The organism is Corynebacterium sp. 13CS0277, assembly GCF_002994655.1.
GTDB lineage: Bacteria > Actinomycetota > Actinomycetes > Mycobacteriales > Mycobacteriaceae > Corynebacterium.
This window is the reverse complement of sequence record NZ_PPDL01000001.1, coordinates 35,278-51,084: the sequence shown is the minus strand read 5'-3', so window position 1 is coordinate 51,084 and position 15,807 is coordinate 35,278. Positions and strand designations below refer to the sequence as shown.

Sequence of the window (15,807 nt, the reverse complement as noted above, 5' to 3'; positions counted from 1 at the left end):
CACGCCGCCGCGCACGGGTGGCGTGACCGCCTGTTGTTCCCACCGCGACCCGAAAGCCCACCCCGCCATGACTGCGACACCTTCGTCCCCCACGCCTACCGGCTCCACCCCGGCTGCGATCGCCGACCTGCTGCACAACCACGGCGTCGACCTGTCCTGGCAGCGCCCCCTCTACGAACACCTCCACGCCCACCCGGAGCTCTCGCTCGAGGAAGAACAGACGGCCGCCACCATCGCCACAGAGCTCCAACGCTTCGACTGCGAGGTCATGACCGGCATCGGCGGCCACGGCCTCGTCGGTATTTTACGCAACGGCGACGGCCCCGTCGTGCTGCTGCGCGCCGACTTCGACGGCCTGCCCGTGACGGAGACCTCCGGGCTGCCGTTTGCCTCCACACGCACCGTCACCCGCCCGGACGGCAGCACCACCGGCGTCATGCACGCCTGCGGCCACGACATGCACGTCACCGGCCTGCTGGGGGCCTGTGCCCTCCTCGACGCCCACCGGGACACCTGGTCCGGCACCCTCGTCGCCCTGTTCCAGCCGGCAGAAGAAATCAGCGCCGGCGCCAGCAACATGGTGGACGACGGCCTGGCCGACCTCATCCCAACCCCCGACGTGTGCCTCGGCCAGCACATCGTCCCCGGCCCCGCAGGACAGGTCATGAGCATGCCGGGCCCCGCCCTGGCCGCCTGCGACACGATCACCATCACCCTCTACGGGCGCAGTGCCCACGGCTCCATGCCGCACCTCTCCATCGACCCGACCTACCTCGCCGCGCTCATCGTGGTGCGCCTCCAAGGCATCGTCGCCCGGGAAGTCTCCCCCTTCGACTTCGCGGTCGTCTCCGTCGGCACCCTGCGCGCCGGCAACACCAACAACACCATCCCCAATGAGGCGACCCTGGTGCTCAACTGCCGCTTCTACTCGGAGTCGGTGCGCGACAAGGTCTACGCCGCCATTGAGCGCGTCGTCCGCGCCGAGGCGCAGGCCTCCGGCTGCGAGAAGGAACCCACCTTCGCCTGGTCCTGCCACGGGGAACTCACCGACAACACCCCCGGTGCGTTCGCGCAGGTGCGCCCCGTCTTCGACGCCGTGTTTGGCCAGGAGTCGGTGGACGCCACCCCCTGGACGGCGAGCGAAGACTTCTCCAACATTCCCCGCCACTTCGGCTGCCCCTACCTGTTCTGGACGGTCGGGGTGACACCGCGGCAGCTGTGGGAGCGCGCCGTGGCCGAGGACCGCGTCGTCGAACTCGTGCCGGGCAACCACACCAGCACGTTCGTGCCCGATATTGAGCCGACCATGGCGGCCACCACCCAGGCGGCCGCCGCCGCGGCACTGGCGTACCTCGCCCGCTAACCCCCGCGCGCACCACCGCCACGGGGGGCGCGCAAAAAACACACAGGCACCGGTGCCCATGAGTGTTCTCATGGCACCGGTGCCTGACTGCGTGGTCGAAGGGTGGCCGCAGCGCGCTGCGGTCGCGGGAGGGACGCTCAAGGATCATGTCCCCGTTCCCAACCCTCGTTTCCCCGGATGCTGGTTGTGAAATGTGATGTGTTCTTTGTGGCGTATGTGAGGTGTTCTGGGCATTCGCTGTCTACCGTGAGAATCGAACTCACTCGCCCGGCCCACCGGGCGGCCTGCAAAGGTCCTCGACCACTTCATCCCCGTCGAGGTGGGGTTGCATCCCGCTGGAAACTACCGACGTTCTTAAGAGCCCTCCCGCCGAGCGGCTGGCGACGCGGCACACCCACGGACCACGATCAGTGGAGATTAGTCCTCGGGCATGTCGGTGGTCCAATTCTTCTGCTGCAGCTGCACGTCGAGTTCCCGGTAGCGGCGGGCGGCCTCGTCGGCGCGGGCGCGGATCTCAGAGACGGGCACCGTGGTGACGTACTTGATCTCAGAGCGAGAGTAGCGGTCCTGCCGCACCGAGGCCGCCTCCTCCAGGGCGAGGAAAAAGCGGTGATCCTTCTTCGCCTGATCCCGGCGCGCCAACGCATCGGCGATGGTGGAGGTGTCGTCGAACGCGGTGGTGGCGTTGACCTGGGAGATCCGGGCGATCAGGGCGCAGAGCTCAGCGCTCGTGCGGGTGTACTCCGCGATCAACGCCCGGGGGTCTTCCTCCGGCTCGTCGCCTTCCTGGATCCGCATGACCTGCACACTGCGGCGCTGCAGGTGCTCCAGGCGGGTCTGCAGGTCGGCGCGCAGTGCGAGAGCTTCGGCGAGTTTCATGGGGGTCGTGCTCCTCCTTCCCCACGGGTCGGCCCTGTGGTGCCCACAGGGGTGTGGTGTGATGGTTCACAGGGTAGACGCTTTTCCACCCCGCGCGCAGCGAATCCGCGCCCGGAGGCTATCGCACGCGTGCGGCGGGGCGCGCCCCTTGTGGTGGTGGTCGTCACTGCGGCGCGGGTGCCCTGCGACACCGTAGATGTGTGGGGCCGCATCCGTTGGTGTGACTTTTGGCAAAGATGGGGCGGAAAAGGGGCATCCCGGGCGGTGTTTTGCCCACCCCACTACTAGGCTGGAGTGCTGTGACGCTGCACGCGTCCCCCGCCGGGCACACAGCCCCACACCCCGCCGGCACCCTGCGTGCCGGGGCGGTCGGCCGAGAACACACCCGCCCACCCAAGGGTGTGTGACGAGATGCGTGCAACGTGCGCGCCCCAGCGCCCCGTCGATATGTACTCGACCAGGTGCGGCTCGGGGCGCAGCGAATCCCCTACTCCATACGAAGCCCGCACTCTTTTTCTTCCTCGCGGGTGCCCACGGCAGGTGCCGCGGTGCCCGCTTGTGGCTTCGGTATTCACGGAAAGATTTTTCCCATATGACTGACACTTCTGCGCGGCCGCTTTCTGCCGACACTGTTGGCGGCTACGTGCGCTCCTACTCCGGCACCACCCCGCCGGATGCGTCGAACCGCAAGTTCTGGTTCGGTCTGTCTGCCTCCGTCATGGAGCGGATCGCCGACAACTGGGAGGCCACCACCCGCGCCTACCAGGCGACCCGCCAGCAGCACTACTTCTCCGCCGAGTTCCTCATGGGCCGCGCCCTGCTGAACAACCTCACCAACCTGGACCTGGTGGATGAGGCCGCAGCCGCGGTGAAGGCAAACGGCCACGAACTGGCCGACGTGCTGGAGGCCGAGAACGACGCCGCCCTCGGCAACGGTGGCCTGGGCCGCCTGGCGGCCTGCTTCCTCGACTCCTGCGCCACCCAGGACCTTCCGGTCACGGGCTACGGCATCCTCTACCGCTACGGCCTGTTCAAGCAGAGCATTGAGGACGGCTACCAGGCGGAGCAGCCGGACGCGTGGATGGAGGACGGCTACCCCTTCGCTATCCGCCGTGAGGAACAGAAGCGCTTCGTCACCTTCGACGACATGGTCGTCCGCGCCGTGCCCTACGACATGCCGATCACCGGCTACGGCACCGACAACGTCGGCACCCTGCGCCTGTGGAAGGCGGAGCCGCTGCGCGAATTCGACTACGACGCCTTCAACTCCCAGCGCTTCACCGACGCCATCGTCGACCGGGAGCGCGTCGCCGACCTGTGCCGTGTGCTCTACCCGAACGACACCACCTACGCCGGTAAGGTGCTGCGCGTCCGCCAGCAGTACTTCTTCGTCTCCGCGTCCCTGCAGGCCATGATTGATGCCTACATTGCGGAGCACGGCGAGGATCTCAGCGACTTCGCGAAGTACAACTGCATTCAGCTCAACGACACCCACCCGGTGCTCGCCATCCCGGAGCTCATGCGCCTGCTCATGGACGAGCACGGCCTCGGCTGGGATGAGGCGTGGGGCATCGTGCAGAAGACCTTCGCCTACACCAACCACACGGTGCTTGCCGAAGCGCTGGAGCAGTGGGAGGTGTCCATCTTCCAGCAGCTGTTCTACCGCGTGTGGGAGATCGTGCAGGAAATCGACCGCCGCTTCCGCGAAGAGCTCCACGCCGCCGGCGTCGACGAGGGCACCATCCACTACCTGTCCCCGGTGCACGACGGCAACGTCTACATGGCGTGGATCGCCTGCTACGCCGCCTACAGCATCAACGGTGTCGCCGCCCTCCACACGGAGATCATCAAGGCGGAGACGCTGAAGCAGTGGCACGACATGTGGCCGGAGAAGTTCAACAACAAGACCAACGGTGTCACGCCGCGCCGCTGGCTGGCGATGTGCAACCCGCGCCTGTCGGCGCTGCTCACCCGGGAGCTGGGCAGTGACGCCTGGGTGACCAACCTGGATGAGCTGACCACCCTCGTCGATCGCGTCAACGACGACAAGCTCATGGACGAGCTCATGGAAATCAAGGCGGCGAACAAGGCTGACTTCGCCACCTGGATTGAGCACCGCCAGGGCGATGTCGTCGACCCGGCATCGATCTTCGACGTGCAGATCAAGCGCCTGCACGAGTACAAGCGCCAGCTGATGAACGCCCTGTACATCCTGGACCTGTACTTCCGCATCAAGGACGGTCAGGTGGCCGCCTCCGAGGTGCCGCCCCGCACCTTCATCTTCGGTGCGAAGGCCGCCCCCGGCTACGTGCGGGCGAAGGCCATCATCAAGCTGATCAACGAGATCGGCCGCCTCGTCAACAACGACCCGGAGGTCTCCAAGGTCCTCCACGTCGTGTTCGTGGAGAACTACAACGTCTCCCCCGCCGAGCACATCATCCCCGCCGCGGACGTCTCCGAGCAGATCTCCACCGCCGGTAAGGAAGCCTCCGGCACCTCCAACATGAAGTTCATGATGAACGGTGCGCTCACCCTGGGCACCCTCGACGGCGCGAACGTGGAAATCGTCGACGCCGTCGGCGAGGACAACGCCTACATCTTCGGCGCGAAGGTGGAGGAGCTCCCGGAGCTCAAGGCCACCTACAACCCGTACGCCACCTACGAGACCACCCCCGGCCTCAAGCGGGTCCTCGATGCCCTCGTCGACGGCACCCTGAGCGACGACAACTCTGGTGCGTTCCACGACCTGCGCGGCTCGCTGCTCGACGGCAACGGCTGGGAGACCCCGGACGTGTACTACGTGCTCGGTGACTTCGCGTCCTACCGTGAGGCCCGCGACCGTATGGCCGCCGACTACGTCGCCGATCCGCGCGCCTGGGCCCGGAAGTGCTGGATCAACATCTGCGAGTCGGGCCGGTTCTCCTCCGACCGTACGATCAGCGACTACGCCCGCGAAGTGTGGAAGCTGGAGCCGACCCCGATCCACGGCTCCAAGTAGCCCACCTCCGCCTTTATCTCTTCTCCACCGCCGCCGCGGCGGCGGTGCCGGAGACAACCCGCAGGCTTTTCTTCACCCTGTGATGTCTCGCCGGTGCCGCCGCCGCGGCGCAGTCATGCGGTGGGTGACACGCCGGCCCCTCACGGCCCCGGTGGCCGCACGGTGGACGCCGGCGGGCACCCCCGAACCGGGGAGCATGCGCCGCAGGATTGCTACTGTGGGCCGCAGTGCCCCACCGTAAAACCCGGCGCCCACGCGTCGGGGACACTTAAGAAGTTTTTTCGTCTCTCCCCTCCCCCTTTTCCCCCGCCCTGTCAAGGATCCCCCTGTGATGCTTCCCTCTCCGCTGTCCCGCCGCCGCGTGCGGGCGCTGTGCTGCGCCCCGCTCCTGGCCACTGCTCTGCTCACTGCCCCTGCGGCGGGTGCCGCACCGGCCCCCGTCACCGGGGTGGAGACCACCGTCGACCAGGATCAGCTGGTCGCCGTCGGGGTCGAGTACGACCTGTCGCTGGCCCGCACCCGCGGGCTGGAGGCGATCAAGGAGGTCCGCCGCCACATGTGGACCACCAACCCCGCCTTCGGCAATACCTCGCAGGCTACCAACACCACGACGCTGCGGGATGTGGCGAAGGCCTATGGGATCACCACCCTGGAGCAGTACCTCGACATCGCGATCGATGAGGATCTCACCATCATCGCGCTTCAGCGAGCGGTGGAGCATGCGCACAAGCACGGCGGGTATGCGCACAGCCGGCCCGGCGGGGCGAGTTTCGCCACCGCCGCCTTAGGCGAGGTGTCCTCGGAGGCGGAGAATCTCGCCACCTCCTCCCATGAGGTGCCGATCGAGGACATGATTACCCGCATCTGGGGCGGCTATGCGGAGCAGAAGTCCCTCTGGGAGACCAAGGGTGTGTGGGATGCGGCCAATGCGCACCTGTACAACATGCTCCACCCGAGTAACCGCACCTTTGGGGTGGCGGTCGCCCGCACCCTGGACCAGGATCACGCCTACACCTACGCGATGGAGGCTACCGGCGAGGCCGCAGGCACCACCCCGCAGTCGCCGGCGGTGCTGCGCACCGAGTGGCTGTACCGTGCCCCCTTTGCAGGGGAGAAGCCGACGGGGCGGCGCACGGGCACGCCGACGTTCCCGCCGGCGGAGCCTTTCGACTGGTCGACCACCCACCGCCCGTTGAAGACGTTCACCCCGCCCACCCCGGGGGCAACCACCCCGTCGTCAACGACTCCGCCGACAGCGCAGCCGTCGCAGGGCTCCTCCCCCAGCGCCAAGCCGAGCACGAGTGCGCGCCCCACGGCAGAGCCCACTCCTGCTCGCCCGACGGCGTCCACGCCTTCGACCACCCGCCCGGAGGGCACCACCACGCCGTCCTCCTCGCCTGTGACCCGCCCGCCGCGCCCGCAGGGGGATGCGTCGAGTAGTTCCGCGTGGCCGTTGCTCGCGGTGGTGCTCGCAGTCGTCGGCGCCCTGGCGGCCGCGTGGCCGCACCTGCAGCACCTGCTGCCCGCCCCGCGCTAACCCACCTCCCCGGCGCGGCCTGCGGCACCGCGGGGTGGCGCGCAGACAGACGCCCCCGGGGGCTACCCTCACGCTCTCTCGCGTGGGGTGTGCCCGCCGGGGGCGTTTCTCGTGGCAGCGCACACGCTGACAGCGGCCGCCACGGCAGGAGGTGCCGCCGCAACGAGGTCCGGCCCCGCATGCTGCTGCATGGGGGCCGGACTCGGGGCCATCACCGGGATCACCCGGTGGTGGCGAAGAGGGGGGAAGAATTACTTCTTCTTGTCCTTCTTCTTACCCTTGTTCTTCTTGTCAGCCTTCTTCTCGGCCTTCGGCTCGTCGACCTTAGCGGTGGTGGACGGCTTCGGGGCCGGCTTGTCGGCCTGCTCGCCCAGGTTGTGGACCTGGATCATGTTGGTGTTGCCGGAGACTCCGGGCGGGGTGCCGGCGACGACAACCATCATGTCGTCGCGCTTGTACTCCGGCATGGCCAGCAGCTGGGAGTCGACCTGACGCATCATCTCGTCGGTGTCGGCCACCTCAGGGGTGAGGAAGGTCTGGGCACCCCAGGTCAGCGCCAGCTGGGAGCGGACGGCCTGGTTGGGGGTGAACACCAGCAGCGGCAGGTGGGAGTGCAGGCGGGACAGGCGCTTGGCGGTGTCACCAGAGGTGGTGAAGGCCACCAGGGCCTTGGCGTTGAGGCGCTCGGCGATGTCGCGGGCGGCGTAGGAGATCACGCCGCGCTTGGTGCGGGGCATGTGGGACAGCGGGGGAACCTCGCCGTCGGTCTCTGCGGCCTTGACGATGCGGGCCATGGTGCGCACCACGTTCTGCGGGTCGACACCGACGGAGGTTTCGCCGGAGAGCATCACGGCGTCGGCACCGTCGAGGACTGCGTTGGCGACGTCGGAGGCCTCTGCGCGGGTCGGGCGGGAGTTCTCGATCATGGAGTCGAGCATCTGGGTGGCCACGATGACCGGCTTGGCGTTCTCGCGGGCGATCTGGATGGCACGCTTCTGGACGAGCGGCACGTCCTCCAGGGGGCACTCGACGCCGAGGTCGCCGCGGGCGATCATGATGGCGTCGAAGGCGAGGATGATGGACTCGAGGGCGTCGACGGCCTCGGGCTTTTCCAGCTTGGCGATGACGGGGACGCGGCGGCCCTCTTCATCCATGATGGCGTGCACGAGTTCGACGTCCGCGGGGGAGCGGACGAAGGACAGTGCGATGAAGTCGACGCCGAGCTTCAGGGCGAAGCGCAGGTCGGCGATGTCCTTCTCGGACAGGGCCGGGACGGAGATGTCCATGCCCGGCAGGGACACGCCCTTGTTGTTGGAGACGGGGCCGCCTTCGACGACCTCGCACACCACGTCGTTGCCTTCGACGGTGACGCACACGAGGCCGACCTTGCCGTCGTCGACGAGGAGGCGGTCGCCCGGCTTGGCGTCCTTCGCCAGGTTCTTGTAGGTGGTGGACACGCGATCGTGGGTGCCGGCGACATCGTCGACGGTGATGCGGACGGTCTCACCGGTCTCCCAGTAGGTGGAGCCTTCGGTGAAACGGCCGAGGCGGATCTTCGGGCCCTGGAGGTCAGCCAGGATACCGATGGCGCGGCCGGTCTCATCGTTGGCCTCACGGACCCACTGGTAGTTCTTCTCGTGGTCCGCGTGGTCGCCGTGCGACATGTTCAGTCGCGCGACATCCATGCCTGCCTTCGCCAGGCCGAGGATGCCTTCCTTGCTGGCGACGGCGGGGCCGAGGGTACATACAATCTTGGTTCGTCTTTCCACGTCCCCCACACTAGTGACGGGCAGGCGCGCGCCGCCACGTTCCGCCACCATCTGCGCCGCTGGTTATGCCCACCCCGGGTACCCCGCAGGGCGATGTCCGTGTCATCAAAGTGTGGGCCCCTCACCAGCTTTTCCCACATAAACGGGCACATTCCAACATTGTCCGGGCATGGTCGGGCCGGTTTTTTCCGTCTCCCAGCACGCTCCACAGCCCGTGTTTGAACTTCATCACACCCGCGCCTGACGGGGCTTTTCCGCCGCGTGGTGGGCACCCCGCGGTCGTTTTTCCGGTTGCTTTTCTCCTCCCCACGCCCCACCCACAGGCTCTCCCCCACAGCCCGCTGGGACACGCGCCCACCGCCACCGTTCTCAGTGCCCTGCGCGCACCGCTCGCTCTGGTCACTCTTCCGCGAGCGACACACATCCGGCGTGAACAACGGTCGGTGTTACGCCACCCCGAACGCGACGAGCGCCATGTACGCCCCCGTACCCACCACCAGGGAGAGCATCATGGAACGCCGCCACCACTGCACCGCGATGGTCAGCGCCAGCGCCAGCACTGCGGCCACGGGCGAACCCATCGACAGGGAACTGCGGAACGCCAGCACACTCATCAACCCGACGGGCAGCACCACGGAGGCCCGCGCCAACAGGGCGGAGTCCTTCCACGCGCCGGCCGCGACGTAGGGCACGGCCCGCAGGCCGACCGTGATCGCACCGATGATGGCCAGCAGGGCCACCGTGTGGGAGAAGTCCACCCCGTCCGGCAGCCCGAAGCGCCCGGGGTGCGCGTCCGCCGCCAGCAGAAACGCGCGGGCGGACGAATGCGGGGAAAGAAGCGACTGCATCATGGTCGGGCTACGCCTCCTTCGGCGCATGGTCGACGACGATGACGGGCTCCGGCTGGCGTACGCCCATGGTGCCCGGGATGAGCGCCACAAGTGCGTACACACTGAGCGCAAGGATCAGCGCGTAGGCCGGCACCAGCCAGCTCGCAAGCGCGGTGGCCGCCAGCGCCAGCACCACCATCCGCGGGGTGCCGCTGGCACGGTAGGCCTCCGTCGCCAGGGAAGCGAACAGCGCCGGCATGACGAAGTCAATGCCGGTGAGATCCGCAGGCAGCGCCGAACCCACCAGGGCGCCGATGATGCCGGGGATGACCCACGCCGCCTGGCACAACAGGTGACTGATGGCGACGACCCGTTCGGAGACATTCTCCTTCGCGGCGAGTGCCGCATAGGTCTCGTCGGTCAGCGAGTACACCGTGTACAGACCCGCCCAGCCATGCACGCGCGGGTGGGTGAGCCCATAAAAGATGTGCCGGAAGTTGACCACCACGGCCGTGACCGCGCCCGTCACCAGACCGGTGCCGGCAGTAATGAGCCCGAGGGCGACGAATTCCATGGAGCCGGCGTAAATCACCGTCGACAAAACAGGCGCCCAGTACCAGGCGAAACCACTTTGGGTCACGAGCACCCCAAAGGCCAGTCCGAGGGGCACCAGACCCAGCATCATCGGCCCGATCATCCGGGCGCTCGTGCGCAGGTCCTCCCCCAGGCGCCCCGGGGCGGGGGCGGCGACGCACAAGGCCGGTCCCTGGTCGTGCTCGCCGGGTGGCGAGGGTGGGGTCTGCGGCATGGGGCGTCGAACCTGTCCTTCCCTGTGATCGATGAGCCAACGAACAATGGCAAACGGTGACAACAAAAAAGCCGGGGTGTAGCACCCCGGGGTGTTGTCGAGTGCCACCACACACTACTACGCGCCGACAGAAAGGCTCACCTGCGCACCTGCGCACCTGGGCGAACACCCACGCCCTAGGTGCCAGACCCCGGCCACCCCAGCGTGTTTCCTCCCTTCGGGGGAGGCGAATCGCTCACCCCAGGCGCCTCACCCCGGAGACACGCACGCACCCACCGGTGCCGCAGCACACGTCGCTGCCGGTGGGTGCGTGTCATCCCCGCCCCACTCAAGCAGGGACGGGAGCGGGTCACTAGGGTGCCGGGTGGGTGTCCTGCGCCCGGGGTGCGTCCGCGGCGTCGGCTACCTGAAGCGCACCTGCAGTGCCGGCGGTGTTGGCTGCGGCGGTGGGCGCATCTGCCCCGCTGGGGGCAGGCTGCCCACCGCGCACCTCCTCCGGGGTCTCCCGGGTGCGGCGCATGCACACGAGGATGATGAGGGCGACAAGCAGAAGGATGCCGTAGAGGACGTTGTTGATGCGCAGGCCGAAGATGTGATTCGCAGTGTCGGTGCGCATGAACTCCACGACGCTGCGGCCCAGGGAATACAGGACGATGTAGGAGACGAACACCGACCCGTGCCCCATACGGAAGCGCTTATCCATCCACAACAGGATGCCGCAGACGATCACGGTCCAGATGAGCTCGTAGAGGAACGTGGGGTGCACCACCGCGATGACCGTGCCGTCGGAGCGGCCGGTGAGCTGCGCGAGGTTGCCCTGGGCGTCGACACGGCGGTAGATCTCCAGCCCCCACGGCAGATCGGTCGGCCCACCGTAGAGCTCCTGGTTGAAGTAGTTGCCTAGGCGACCAATGCCCTGCGCGAGCACCAGGCCGGGAGCGATCGCGTCGGCCAGCGGCCCCAGCGGCAGGCCCCGGCGGCGCATGAGGAGCCACACGCCCAGCACGCCGAGGGCCACCGCACCCATGATGCCAAGACCACCATTGGTGATTTTGAAGGCATCCCAGGGGTTACAGTCGGCGCAGAAATATTGCTGGTAGCTCGTGGCCACGTGGTATAGGCGGCCGCCGATGAGCCCGCAGATCACCACGACGATGGCAGCCTCGTCGACGATGTCCGCGCTGCCGCCGCGGGCGACGTAGCGGCGCTTCGACATCCACAAGGCGACGATGATGCCGGTGATGATGCACAGCGCGTAGGCGCGGATCGGGATCGGGCCGAGGTACCACACGCCTTGGGGCGGGGAGGGAATGAGTGCGAGATGATGCAGGGTCACAGCAGTCTAGTGTGCCCTATCTGACGCCGTGGTGCGCCCCATCGAGGTGAAACCCCCCACGGGCGGGGGTATCCCACGCCCCTGAGGCAGGCCACACGGCCCCCACGGCGGCAGGCGCCGGGGCAGGTGGGGGTGGCTCAGGGGTACACCATGAGGTGGTGCTAGGAGTCGCTGGGGCAGGCAGGATGCTTGCCGGCCGCCACCAACTGGCGGCACAGCTGGGTGGGTTCCGCCGAGGTGACCAGACCTTCGCCGATGACGACTGCGTCCGCGCCGGCACCGGCATACGCCATGAGGTCGCTGGTGGTGCGCACCCCCGACAGGGCGATTTTGATGACGTCGCGGGGCAGCCCCGGGGCGATGGCGGCAAAGGCCTGCCGGTCGAGGGTGAGGGTGCGCAGATTGCGGGCGTTGACGCCGATGACGCGGGCCCCGGCGGCGACCGCCCGGGAGGCTTCCTCCGGGGTGTGGACCTCCACGAGGGCGGTCATGTTGAGCGAGTGCACCCGGTCCAGCAGCGCCTCCAGGTGGGCCTGGGGCAGCGCCGCCACGAGCAGCGGCACCATGTCCGCCCCGAATACGCGGGCTTCGTGGATTTGGTACGGGTCAACGATGAAGTCTTTGCACATCACCGGCACACTCACCGCGGCCTTGACCGCGGCGAGGTCCGTGAGGGAGCCGTGGAAGCGGCGGGATTCCGTGTGGCACGACACCATGGCGGCCCCGCCACGCTCGAAGGCGCGGGCCAGCGCCGCAGGCTTGCGAATCGGGGCAATGTCGCCCTTGACGGGGGTGGCGCGCTTGAGTTCGGCGATGACCGCACAGCCGGGCATCCGGAGGCTAGCCAGCGCATCCCGGGCGGGCGCTGCGTCGCGGGAGAGAGCCTTGATGTCCTGGAAAGGCACCCGAGCTTCACGGGCGGCGACGTCTTCGCGCACGCCCGCGATGATGAGGTCGAAGACGGTCGTTGTTCCAGTCACGGCACATCCCCCTTTCCTCCAGGTGGCGGTCGGCGCAGCGCACTCCCCCGCCGCCGGTGCCACCGGGCGACGTTGTCGGGGCGGGGCCGTGACTACGGCGTGCCCACCGGGGTGTGGTGGGCGGGGAATCCTCCACCGCCACCACGCGAGTGTTAACTAGAACACTATCGACTGGGGACGTGAAATAGGAAATTGGCTGCGCATACGTCCTGCTCCCGGGGCCCACTGAGCATCCCGCATCACCCGACTGTGCCGCAGCACCCCGCGCGTGCACACGCTCCGTCAAGCACGTACTGCCACGGCCGTGGAGGCGGTGTGTGCGTTAGCGCTGGGTGGGGTCAATATCAGCGTCCAGCGCGTCCCACATCACCCGCGGCGCATCGTCCGCGCCCTCCGGGGAGTCCGCCACGCGCTCCAGGTCGCTGGCGAGGCGCTGCCTCCGGGCGGCCGCGGTGTCGTAGGCGGAGCGTTTCGCACTATCCGCCCCGGGGCGCAGCGCCAGCACGATCCCGCCCATGAGTGCCAGCGCGCAGCCAGCGAACGCCAGCCACACCCCGGCCGGCTGGACGGTGATGGTCTCCACCGTCGCCCACGCAGTGATCCGGGCCTGCCCGGACTGCCCCACCGTGGTGCCTGCCGTGAGCAGCGCGTGGGCGCGGGCGGCCTGAGGTTCCCCGGCGATCACTGCCAGGGGCGCGTAGCTGGCCGCCACGGCGCCCACTGCGGCGACGAGTCCCGCCACCCTCCGCCCCAGGCGCCGCAGCGCGAATCCGGCGATGGCGGCAACGAGGACGACGAACGCGACGGCGGCGATTTCCGTCGACCAGGTCGAGCCGCTGATGGTGTGGGTGGCGGCACCGGACTTGTCGTCGAAGATCTCCACCTGCAGCCAGGGCATGCGGCCTGCAGCCCACATCACCCCGCCGCCGGCGGCCATCGCGAGGGCTGCCAGGCGGGCGGTACGCCGCGCGGCGGGCTGGGATGCCGCAGCCGGTGCGGCAGCAACAGTGGGGTCAGTACTCATGCTCACTCACTTCAACGCGTGATTCTCGGGGCTGCGGGAGGGGTGCCCCCTCGCCGGAGCGTGGGGATGGACACCCTGCGGTCTAGTCGGCGTGGTCTGCGCCGATGAGGGATCGCTCCCGACTTGGCTCATCCTAGTGCACAGTTCAACCACCCCGTGATCCACACCACCAGCAAGGATTGTTGGTTAGGAAAGGCATCGACGGTAACAACAAATTTTGCTCCTGAAGGCCCTAAAAAGTCGTAATCAACTGGCATTTTCCACTCATCCAAGACGCACTCTTCAGGTCGTGGCGCACCGCCGGACCGGGCGGCACGACGCCCCCTGAACGTCTCGGAGCCGGTTGCGAAGTGGACACTGATTAACGCTTCTATCAGGAATCCTCCGTGAAGCTGCTTTATCGTACTGAGTGGAGAGACAGCGAGGGCAAGGCGAGGCCGCATGCAGCCCAGTACTTTGCCTCGCACGTTGTGACGCCTCGGACAAAGGATTGGCAGCGGGGTTGGTCGAGGACACTCTCTTGAAGATAGGCGCCGGTCAGCGAGGCAATCTTCCAGCCATAAACGGCACGGCCCAAGAGGGATCGAGCTCCGAAGAGGCCATACGCAGGGGCTGTGAGCCAGAAGAGATTCCTTGCATCCCGTGGGCTGAAGGCCGTTTGCCTTGCGCCCGTAAAACGGACGGCACACGCCTGCCGATTGGCCAGAGTCAAAGTCAAATCTTCGCGTCCTAGTAGCCCAATTTGAGCGCGCCCTAGTGCACACTTTTAAACTTTTCGAATCCCATTCGAGCTGGTCAGAGCGTCAACATGAGATTAGTCACCTGGCGGTGAGCCAAGTCGGGGCCCACATCACCCCGCCGCCGGCGGCCATCGCGAGGGCTGCCAGGCGGGCGGTACGCCGCGCGGCGGGCTGGGATGCCGCAGCCGGTGCGGCAGCAACAGTGGGGTCAGTACTCATGCTCACTCACTTCAACGCGTGATTCTCGGGGCTGCGGGAGGGGTGCCCCCTCGCCGGAGCGTGGGGATGGACACCCTGCGGTCTAGTCGGCGTGGTCTGCGCCGATGAGGGATCGCTCATCGAAGCAGGTGCGGGAGCCGGTGTGGCAGGCCGCACCGGTTTGCTCCACGGTCATGAGCACCGTGTCGCCATCACAATCGAGGGCCACATCGACAACATGCTGCACGTGCCCACTGGTCAGGCCTTTGATCCAATACTCTGCGCGGCTGCGGGAGTAGTAGGTGCCTTGGCGGGTGGCCAAGGTGTACGCCAGGGCGTGGGCGTCCTGCCAGGCGAGCATGAGCACTTCCCCACTGGTAGCCTGCACGACGGCGGGGACGAGCCCCTGGTCGTTGAACCGCACCTGGGCGGCGATGTCGGCGGGCAGCTCGAAATCTGCCGGATTGTCGCTACTGGTGGCCCCGGTGGAGTACTGCACGCTCATCGGCGCACCTCGTAGCCCGCATCGGCGAGTGCGTCCTTGCATTCGCTGATGCTCACCTGCTGGAAGTGGAAGATCGTCGCGGCGAGTGCCGCGTCCGCCCCGGCGGCCACCGCCGGCGGGAAATCGGCGGCGGTGCCGGCCCCACCGGAGGCGATGACGGGGATGCTCACACGCTCACGCACGAGCCGGATCAGCTCGGTGTCGAAGCCGTCGGTGGTGCCGTCGCCGTCCATGGAGTTCAGCAGAATCTCCCCCACACCGAGTTCCTCCCCGCGGGCGGCCCACTCCACGGCGTCAATGCCCGCAGAGCGGGTGCCGCCGTGGGTGGTGACCTCGAAGCCACTGGGCTGTGGGGTGCCTCCCGGGGGCACGCGGCGGGCATCCACGCTGAGCACGATGCACTGGGCGCCGAAACGCTGTGAGAGTTCCGTGAGCAGTTCGGGGCGGGCGATGGCCGCCGTGTTGACGCTCACCTTGTCGGCGCCGGCCCGGAGCAGCTGGTCGACGTCGTCGACGGAGCGCACCCCGCCGCCGACGGTCAAGGGGATGAACACGCAGTCGGCGGTGCGGCGCACGACCTCCAGCATGGTGCCCCGGCCCGCCTTGGAGGCGGAGACGTCGAGGAAGGTCAACTCGTCGGCGCCTTCGGCGTCGTAGCGGCGCGCGAGCTCCACGGGGTCGCCCGCGTCGCGCAGGTTGTCAAAGTTCACGCCCTTGACGACGCGACCTTCGTCCACGTCGAGGCACGGGATGATGCGCACGGCAACGCCCACGGCGTCCACACTCCTTCTACACACTGGATGTTTGTGCTGAGTTCTCGCACGAATCCCCAGCCGCCGC

The 15,807-nt window shown here is 67.8% G+C and carries 13 protein-coding genes; 3 read left to right on the top strand and 10 right to left on the bottom strand.

What is annotated here, in order from left to right; genetic code table 11:
• Positions 1-67 precede the first annotated feature (67 nt).
• Positions 68-1,363 carry an amidohydrolase gene (locus C1Y63_RS00225; RefSeq protein WP_106014451.1) on the top strand — a complete coding sequence of 432 codons (1,296 nt, stop codon included), beginning with the start codon at positions 68-70 and terminating at the stop codon, positions 1,361-1,363.
• Positions 1,364-1,780: 417 nt separating this feature from the next.
• Here C1Y63_RS00225 and C1Y63_RS00220 read toward each other — a convergent pair whose 3' ends face one another.
• Positions 1,781-2,242: a DIP1984 family protein gene (locus C1Y63_RS00220; RefSeq protein WP_106014450.1), complete on the bottom strand. Its 462-nt coding sequence runs from the start codon at positions 2,240-2,242 to the stop codon at positions 1,781-1,783.
• Between the two features lie 592 nt (positions 2,243-2,834).
• Here C1Y63_RS00220 and C1Y63_RS00215 point away from each other — a divergent pair.
• Positions 2,835-5,240, top strand: a complete 2,406-nt coding sequence (locus C1Y63_RS00215; protein ID WP_106014449.1) for a glycogen/starch/alpha-glucan phosphorylase — start codon at positions 2,835-2,837, stop codon at positions 5,238-5,240.
• Between the two features lie 328 nt (positions 5,241-5,568).
• Positions 5,569-6,777 carry a hypothetical protein gene (locus C1Y63_RS00210; protein ID WP_146128809.1) on the top strand — a complete coding sequence of 403 codons (1,209 nt, stop codon included), beginning with the start codon at positions 5,569-5,571 and terminating at the stop codon, positions 6,775-6,777.
• 251 nt (positions 6,778-7,028) lie between these two features.
• Here the strand turns inward: C1Y63_RS00210 and pyk are convergent, their stop codons facing one another.
• From pyk to hisF, 9 genes are all read right to left on the bottom strand, one after another.
• Positions 7,029-8,546 carry a pyruvate kinase gene (pyk, locus tag C1Y63_RS00205; RefSeq protein ID WP_106014561.1) on the bottom strand — a complete coding sequence of 506 codons (1,518 nt, stop codon included), beginning with the start codon at positions 8,544-8,546 and terminating at the stop codon, positions 7,029-7,031.
• A 446-nt stretch (positions 8,547-8,992) separates the two neighbouring features.
• Positions 8,993-9,397: an AzlD domain-containing protein gene (locus C1Y63_RS00200; protein WP_158256040.1), complete on the bottom strand. Its 405-nt coding sequence runs from the start codon at positions 9,395-9,397 to the stop codon at positions 8,993-8,995.
• 7 nt (positions 9,398-9,404) lie between these two features.
• Positions 9,405-10,184: an AzlC family ABC transporter permease gene (locus C1Y63_RS00195; RefSeq protein ID WP_233195499.1), complete on the bottom strand. Its 780-nt coding sequence runs from the start codon at positions 10,182-10,184 to the stop codon at positions 9,405-9,407.
• Between the two features lie 352 nt (positions 10,185-10,536).
• Entirely contained in the window at positions 10,537-11,520 is a 984-nt protein-coding gene (gene lgt / locus C1Y63_RS00190) for a prolipoprotein diacylglyceryl transferase (protein WP_106014446.1), read from the bottom strand.
• A gap of 161 nt (positions 11,521-11,681) precedes the next feature.
• Positions 11,682-12,500 (bottom strand): indole-3-glycerol phosphate synthase TrpC, encoded by an 819-nt coding sequence (trpC, locus tag C1Y63_RS00185; RefSeq protein WP_106014445.1) that lies wholly within the window; start codon positions 12,498-12,500, stop codon positions 11,682-11,684.
• 322 nt (positions 12,501-12,822) lie between these two features.
• Complete coding sequence (locus C1Y63_RS00180) at positions 12,823-13,524, bottom strand: TIGR02234 family membrane protein (protein ID WP_106014444.1); 702 nt, start codon at positions 13,522-13,524, stop codon at positions 12,823-12,825.
• 818 nt (positions 13,525-14,342) lie between these two features.
• Positions 14,343-14,483, bottom strand: coding sequence for a hypothetical protein (locus C1Y63_RS12620; RefSeq protein ID WP_158256039.1), 141 nt, complete (start codon positions 14,481-14,483; stop codon positions 14,343-14,345).
• Positions 14,484-14,565: 82 nt separating this feature from the next.
• The gene (gene hisI, locus C1Y63_RS00175) at positions 14,566-14,967 is read right to left on the bottom strand and encodes a phosphoribosyl-AMP cyclohydrolase (RefSeq protein ID WP_106014443.1); all 402 of its coding nucleotides are present in this window, start codon (positions 14,965-14,967) and stop codon (positions 14,566-14,568) included.
• Positions 14,964-15,740 carry an imidazole glycerol phosphate synthase subunit HisF gene (gene hisF / locus C1Y63_RS00170; protein WP_106014442.1) on the bottom strand — a complete coding sequence of 259 codons (777 nt, stop codon included), beginning with the start codon at positions 15,738-15,740 and terminating at the stop codon, positions 14,964-14,966. Before hisF ends, hisI begins: the two co-directional genes overlap by 4 nt.
• Positions 15,741-15,807 lie beyond the last annotated feature (67 nt).

Coding starts and splice junctions, on each gene's coding strand:
- C1Y63_RS00225 (WP_106014451.1), top strand. CDS start 68: ATGACTGCGACACCTTCGTCCCCCACGCCTACCGGCTCCACCCCGGCT.
- C1Y63_RS00220 (WP_106014450.1), bottom strand. CDS start 2,242: ATGAAACTCGCCGAAGCTCTCGCACTGCGCGCCGACCTGCAGACCCGC.
- C1Y63_RS00215 (WP_106014449.1), top strand. CDS start 2,835: ATGACTGACACTTCTGCGCGGCCGCTTTCTGCCGACACTGTTGGCGGC.
- C1Y63_RS00200 (WP_158256040.1), bottom strand. CDS start 9,397: ATGATGCAGTCGCTTCTTTCCCCGCATTCGTCCGCCCGCGCGTTTCTG.
- C1Y63_RS00195 (WP_233195499.1), bottom strand. CDS start 10,184: ATGCCGCAGACCCCACCCTCGCCACCCGGCGAGCACGACCAGGGACCG.
- C1Y63_RS00180 (WP_106014444.1), bottom strand. CDS start 13,524: ATGAGTACTGACCCCACTGTTGCTGCCGCACCGGCTGCGGCATCCCAG.
- C1Y63_RS12620 (WP_158256039.1), bottom strand. CDS start 14,483: ATGAGTACTGACCCCACTGTTGCTGCCGCACCGGCTGCGGCATCCCAG.
- hisI (WP_106014443.1), bottom strand. CDS start 14,967: ATGAGCGTGCAGTACTCCACCGGGGCCACCAGTAGCGACAATCCGGCA.